Annotated in this window: 7 protein-coding genes and 1 pseudogene; 4 read left to right on the forward strand and 4 right to left on the reverse strand. The window is 76.1% G+C overall.

The genetic code is table 11. The annotated features are described in order from the left end of the window. The 4 genes and pseudogenes from ABZ449_RS39625 to ABZ449_RS39640 all read right to left on the reverse strand — a co-directional run. Positions 1-368 (reverse strand): annotated as a pseudogene (locus ABZ449_RS39625) (hypothetical protein); the annotation flags it as partial. Between the two features lie 77 nt (positions 369-445). Beyond that, positions 446-823, reverse strand: coding sequence for a hypothetical protein (locus ABZ449_RS39630; RefSeq protein WP_360356318.1), 378 nt, complete (start codon positions 821-823; stop codon positions 446-448). A 10-nt stretch (positions 824-833) separates the two neighbouring features. Then, on the reverse strand, positions 834-1,787 hold the full coding sequence (locus ABZ449_RS39635) for a glycerophosphodiester phosphodiesterase family protein (RefSeq protein WP_360356321.1): 954 nt from the start codon (positions 1,785-1,787) through the stop codon (positions 834-836). Between the two features lie 86 nt (positions 1,788-1,873). Then, the gene (locus tag ABZ449_RS39640; RefSeq protein WP_360356323.1) at positions 1,874-2,254 is read right to left on the reverse strand and encodes a helix-turn-helix domain-containing protein; all 381 of its coding nucleotides are present in this window, start codon (positions 2,252-2,254) and stop codon (positions 1,874-1,876) included. A 71-nt stretch (positions 2,255-2,325) separates the two neighbouring features. Here ABZ449_RS39640 and ABZ449_RS39645 point away from each other — a divergent pair, with 71 nt between their 5' ends. The 4 genes from ABZ449_RS39645 (at position 2,326) to ABZ449_RS39660 (ending at position 5,839) form a co-directional block, all read left to right on the forward strand. Continuing rightward, the gene (locus tag ABZ449_RS39645) at positions 2,326-3,279 is read left to right on the forward strand and encodes an aldo/keto reductase (protein ID WP_360356325.1); all 954 of its coding nucleotides are present in this window, start codon (positions 2,326-2,328) and stop codon (positions 3,277-3,279) included. A 76-nt stretch (positions 3,280-3,355) separates the two neighbouring features. Continuing rightward, complete coding sequence (locus ABZ449_RS39650; protein ID WP_360356327.1) at positions 3,356-3,985, forward strand: histidine phosphatase family protein; 630 nt, start codon at positions 3,356-3,358, stop codon at positions 3,983-3,985. Positions 3,986-4,073: 88 nt separating this feature from the next. After that, complete coding sequence (locus ABZ449_RS39655; protein ID WP_360356330.1) at positions 4,074-4,649, forward strand: TetR/AcrR family transcriptional regulator; 576 nt, start codon at positions 4,074-4,076, stop codon at positions 4,647-4,649. 134 nt (positions 4,650-4,783) lie between these two features. Next, positions 4,784-5,839, forward strand: coding sequence for an SDR family oxidoreductase (locus tag ABZ449_RS39660; protein WP_360356333.1), 1,056 nt, complete (start codon positions 4,784-4,786; stop codon positions 5,837-5,839). The last annotated feature ends 35 nt before the right edge of the window (positions 5,840-5,874 follow it).

Here is a 5,874-nt window from a genome sequence, read left to right on the forward strand (position 1 = left end):
GCCGCCTCCACGCCCTGCCCGCCGGGCGGCCAGGCGCCGAGCGCGGCGACCAGCTCGACGGCCCGGCGCTTGACGTCGGGCTGGATCTCGCCGGGGCCGGGCTGCCAGAGGGGCGGGCGGGGCAGCGAGGTGGGCGCTGACGTCGATGTCGGCGTCGGTGTCGGTGTCGGCGTCGGTGTCGGTGTCGGCGTCGGTGTCGGTGTCGGCGTCGGTGTCGGTGTTCCGGTGGGAGTCGCGGCCTGGCCGGTGGCCGCCGACCGCGGCCCGCTCCCGCCCGTACAGCCCGCGGCCCCCAGCACCAGCGCCGCCGCGCCCGCCCGCAGCAGCCCGCGCCGGCCCGTGGCCCGGCCGCCGTCTCCACCCGTCATGCCGTCAGTATGCGGCTCGCGGCACCCGGGCGCCGCGGGCATCGGTCCTCGGTCCTCGGTCCTCGGCCGCCGTCCGGCTACGGCAGCTCCGGGGGCCGCAGGCCGTAGCCCTCCTCGGTGCGCACGATCCAGGAGGGCTCGCCGAGCTTGACCCTCAGCACCGTCATCGGGAACTTCAGCTCGTGGGGGTGGCACGGCGCGTTGTAGACCGTCCACATGATCGAGTACGGCTCGTGCACGCCCTCGCCCAGCTCGATCAGGCCGCGCAGCAGCCTGACGTCGGCCCGGGTGAGCTGCACCTCGCGGCCGTCCACGGTGACGAGCCGGGTGTCCAGATCGACGACGAGGCGCCCGTCGAAGGCGGTCAGCGAGCCCTGCGGCTCCAGGACCACACCGAAGTGCTTCCGGACCCACTCCTCCGCCGCCCGGTCGTCCGCCGCGTTCTCCTCCGCCACGCCGGGCAGCCTAACCGGCGGCGCCCGACGCCGACCAGGCCGCGTTCCAACCGGCCAGCTCGGCCGGGCGGTTGGTGATGATGCCGTCCACGCCCGCCGCCGTGAGGGCCTTCCAGCGGGCGGGCCGGTCGACCGTCCAGACGTTGACCGCGACCCCGGCGGCGTGCAGGTCCCCGATCACGCCGGGGCGGGCGGAGAGCGCGTCGTCGGAGGGGTTGTAGGCGGCCAGGCCGAGGTCGCGGGCGGTGGCGACCGGGTCGGCGTCGAGGTCGCCGCGCAGCAGGCCGAGCGGCAGTTCGGGGGCCAGTTCGCGGGCGTGGCGCAGGGCGTCGACCTCGAAGCTCTGGACGAGGACCCGGTCGGTCATCCCGTGGTCGCGCACCTCCTGGACGATCCGGGCGACCTCGTCGCGACTGTGCGGGCCCTTGATCTCCAGCAGCAGGTTGCCACCGCGGGTGCGCAGGTCCTCCAGCTGGGCGGCCAGGGTCGGCAGGCGGGTGCCCGCGTACGCCGGGGCGAACCAGGAGCCGGCGTCCAGCGCGTCGAGCCGGGCGGCGGTCAGGTCACGGATGCGGCCCTTGCCGTCGGTGGTGCGGTCCACCGTGTCGTCGTGCAGCACGTACGGGACGCCGTCCTTGCTGGGCTGGACGTCGTTCTCGATCCACTCGGCGCCGCCGCGGCGGGCGACCTCGTCCGACACCAGGGTGTTCTCGGGCGCGGCGGAGGAGGCCCCGCGGTGCGCGTACACGGTCGGCGGTGCACCCGCCGGGCGCAGCCGGGCCTCGGCGGCGGGGACGATGGCGGGGACGGGGACAGGGGTCGGGGCGGCAGCCGGGGCGGTGGGCGGCCGCACCGGTGCCCCGGTGAGCGCGACGGCGCCGACGGCGGCCCCGAGCAGCGCGGCGACGAGGGCGGTCCGACGACGGCGCTGCCGGGGGCGCCGGGGGCGTTGCTGGGGTGTCATGTCCCGCACGCTACGGCCGTCCGGCGCTCGGGGCCCGATGACACCGGCATCCGGGGCGTCAGGTCGGCACTCGGAGGACCGTCTGATCATCCCTCCGCCAGCGGCGCCAGCAGCGCCTCCGCCGAGGCCGTCCGCGCGTACAGCACCGACCGCCCGGCCCGGTGGGCGCTGACCAGCCGGGCGTCCCGCAGGGCCGTCAGGTACTGGGACACCGCGGACGCCGACAGCCCGGTGCGCCGGGCGAGCTCGGTCGTGGATGCCGGGGCGCACCAGCTCGGCGAGCAGCGCGTACGACGGGCCGAGCGACGCCAGCCGGGGCCGCACCTGCTCCGCCCAGGGCCGGTGGACGGGGTGGGCGGGCCCCGAGCGCAGCAGCCGCAGGCTCGGCCCGACCTCCCACATCGGGGAGACCGCGAAGCGCATCCGCGCCAGGTCACCCGCCGTGAACAGCAGCTCGGCCGCCACACCCCACCCCCGTGGATTCACACATGTTCGAATCGTTGGCGCTCAGGCCAGTGCAGCGGTGATCATCATGGGCATGACTTCGAACACTGCTGCGAACACCCCTGTCACCGCCGCCGACTCCGGCACCTGGAAGCTCGGCGACCGCACCGTCCACCGGATCGGCTTCGGCACCATGCGCCTGCCCCAGACCGGCCCGGCCCTCGTCCCCCACGCCGTCCCGCGGGACCGCGAGCAGGCACTGCGGGTGCTGCGCCGCGCGGTCGAACTGGGCGTCAACCACATCGACACCGCCGCCTTCTACTTCTCCCCGCTTCGCTCCGCCAACGAGCTGGTCAACCGGGCGTTCGCGCCGTACGCCGACGACCTGGTGATCGCCACCAAGGTCGGCCCCGGCCGCGGCCTCGACGGCGAGTGGGTCGAGCACGCCCGCACCCCCGAGCGGCTGCGCGCCCAGGTCGAGCAGAACCTGCGCCAGCTCGGGCGCGACCACCTCGACCTGGTGAACCTGCGCGTCGTCGGCACCGACTCGGTCGCCGAACGCTTCGGCGCGCTGGCCGAGTTGCGCCGGGCCGGGCTGATCCGGCAGCTGGGCCTGTCCAACGTCCACCCGCACCAGCTCGCCGAGGCGCAGACCATCGCGCCGGTGGTCTGCGTGCAGAACCCGTACGGCATCGGCGCCTCGGCCGCGCAGGACGAGCTGCTGCGGATCTGCGGGGAGCAGGGCATCGCCTTCGTTCCCTTCTACGCGATCGCCGGCGCCGGGCGGGAGGGCGGCGCCGGCGCCGCCCAGGCCGAGCCGGACCCGGTCCGAGCGGTGGCCGAGGCGCGCGGGGTGAGCACCGCGCAGGTGCGGCTGGCCTGGACGCTGCAGCGCGGCCCGCACGTGCTGGCCATCCCGGGCACCGGCGACGTGGCGCACCTGGAGGACAACATCGCCGCCGGGGCGCTGCGGCTGTCGGCCGAGGAGCTGGCGCTGCTGGACGCGGCCCACGCGGCCCACGCGGCCCACGCGGCCCACGCGGGCTGAGCCGGAACCGGGCGCGGCCCGCGGCGCGTCGCTCCGGGACGACGTGATCTTCGTCCACCGTGAGGAGCCCCCGAGCATGACCGACCGCGCCACCCGCTACCTCTACCTGGCCCGCCACGGCGAGGCCGCGTCCGAAGGCGACGGCAGCGGGCTCACCGCCGCCGGACGCCGGCAGGCCGCCCTGCTGGGCCGGCGGCTGGCCGGCCGCCCGCTCTCGGCCCTGCACCACGGCCCGCTGCCCCGGGCGGCCGAGACCGCGCGGCTGGTCGCGGAGCAGCTGACCGGCGTGCGGCCGCAGCCGTGCGAGGAGGCCGGGGACTTCGTTCCGTACGTGCCCGCTCGGGACGAACTCCCGGAGGACAGCGCCGAGTTCCTGCTGGACTACCTCTCGGCCACCACGGCGCGGGAGCGGGCGGAGGGCGCCGCGCTGGCGCGGAGGGCCGTCGAGCGGTTCACCGGGCCGGTGCCCGGCGGCGAGGAGCGGCACGAACTGGTCGTCACCCACGCCTTCCTGGTCGGCTGGCTGGTCCGGCACGCCCTGGACGCCCCGGCCTGGCGCTGGCTCGGCGTCAGCGCCGCCAACGCGGCGCTGACCGTCCTGCGCTACGCGCCCGGCCGGCCGCCCGCGGTGCTGCTGCTGAACGACCAGGGCCACCTGCCGGAGGCCCTGCACTGGACCGGCCACCCGGCCCGACTCCGGTTCTGACAAGTGGTCGAGGGCCCCTTCGGAGGATCTCGGGACCGCCCCCGAAGGCCCGTCGACAGAAATATGCAGACCGGTCTACTATCGCCGCATGGGAGTCAAGGGCGAGGAGACCCGGGCCCGGCTGATCGCCGGCACCAGGGAACTGATCGAGGCGCAGGGCTACTTCGGGACCGGGCTCAACCGGATCGTGGCCGCCACCGGCGCCCCGCGCGGCTCGCTCTACTTCCACTTCCCCGGCGGCAAGGACCAGTTGGTGGCCGCCGCGCTCACCCAGGCCGGCCAGGAGGTCGAGGCGCTGCTCACGGCCCTGGCCGGCGAGGGCGCCGACACCGCCACCCTCTCCGAGCGACTGATCGAGGCCTTCGCCGAACGCCTGGAGCACTCGGACTACACCAGCGGCTGCCCGATCGCCACCGTCGCCCTGGAGGTGGCCGGCACCAACGAGACCCTGCGGACGGTCTGCGCCGAGCTGTACGCGGGCTGGCAACGGGTCCTGGCGGACCGGCTGGAGAGCGAGGGCTTCAGCCCGGCGCAGGCCGAGGCCGCCGCCGGGCAGGCGCTCGCCCTGCTGGAGGGGGCCGTCCTGCTCGCCTCCGTCCGGCGCAGCCGCGAGCCGCTGGACCACGCCCGGCACGCCGTCCGGCATTTGCTCGGCGTCCGCTAGGCGGCGGCGTGCGGGCGACGGGCCGTTCCACGCGCTGCCTGCCGAATGCCACACGCCGCATTCCGCATGCCGCATTCCGCATGCCCAAAAAATATGCAGACCGGTCTACTGATTATGGATTCCTGGAGTTCGCCATGACCCCCGCCCCACCACCCCGCACCCTCGTCCTCGGCGCCACCGGCTTCCTCGGCCGCTGGCTCCTCCTCGAACTCCTCACCCGTGGCGAGCCGGTGGCCGCCGCCGTCCGCGGCACCGGCAGCGCGGACACCCTGCGCCGGTGGCTGCACGACCACGGCGCGGACGGCAGCGCGCCGACCACCGTCACCGCCGACCTCACCCGCCCCGGCCTCGGCCTCTCCCCCGAGGACGACGCCCGGCTCGGCGAGGTCCGCGACGTCCACAACCTCGCCGCCCACTACGCCTTCGGCCTCACCCGCGCCCAGGCCGAACCCGCAAACCTCCACGGCGCCCTCAACGCCCTGCACTGGTCCGCCACCCGGCCCGGGCTGCGACGCCTCGTCCACCTCTCCGGCTACCGCGTCGGCCGCGACCCCCGGCCGCACCACCCGCTCGACCCCTCCGCCACCGCGGCGCTCTACCGCCGCCTCGGCGCGTACGAGGCCTCCAAGCAGCTCGGCGACGCCGCCGTCCGGGTCACCGCGCCCCGCCTCGGTGTCCCGCTCACCACCGTCAACCCCAGCAGCGTCATCGGCCACTCACGGACCGGCGAGGCGGGCCAGTACCTGGGCCCGGCCCAGCTCGTCCGCCAACTCCACCGCGGCCGCCTCCCCCTGCTGCCCGGCACCCGGCGCACCTTCCTCCCGGTCGTCACCGTCGACCACCTGGCCCGCTTCCTCGCCGCCGTCCCCGAGCACGACCGCGACCCGCTCGCCGCCCACACCGTCCTCGACCCCACCACCCCCTGCCTCCCCGACCTGATCGCCGTCCTCGCCCACCACCTCGGCGTCCGCCCGCCCCGCGCGCTGATCCCCGTCCCCCTCGTCCGCCGCCTCCCCCGCGCCCTCACCGGCGCCGACCCGGAGACCCTCACCTTCCTCTCCGAGGACCGCTACGACACCACCTCCGCCGACCGGCTCGCCGCCGACGCCGGCCTCACCCATCCACCCCTCACCCCGGCCCTGACCCGCTGGGCCACCCGCCTGGTCGAGGACGGCTTCGGCGCACCGTGACGGCGGCGCGGGAAGTCGGCCGGGCCGACTTCCCG

It is taken from the genome of Kitasatospora sp. NPDC005856 (assembly GCF_040629945.1).
GTDB lineage: Bacteria > Actinomycetota > Actinomycetes > Streptomycetales > Streptomycetaceae > Kitasatospora.

Bases quoted from the DNA above. Each gene is read 5' to 3' on its own strand.
- ABZ449_RS39650 (WP_360356327.1), top strand. From the start codon at position 3,356: ATGACCGACCGCGCCACCCGCTACCTCTACCTGGCCCGCCACGGCGAG.
- ABZ449_RS39635 (WP_360356321.1), bottom strand. From the start codon at position 1,787: ATGACACCCCAGCAACGCCCCCGGCGCCCCCGGCAGCGCCGTCGTCGG.
- ABZ449_RS39655 (WP_360356330.1), top strand. From the start codon at position 4,074: ATGGGAGTCAAGGGCGAGGAGACCCGGGCCCGGCTGATCGCCGGCACC.
- ABZ449_RS39660 (WP_360356333.1), top strand. From the start codon at position 4,784: ATGACCCCCGCCCCACCACCCCGCACCCTCGTCCTCGGCGCCACCGGC.
- ABZ449_RS39645 (WP_360356325.1), top strand. From the start codon at position 2,326: ATGACTTCGAACACTGCTGCGAACACCCCTGTCACCGCCGCCGACTCC.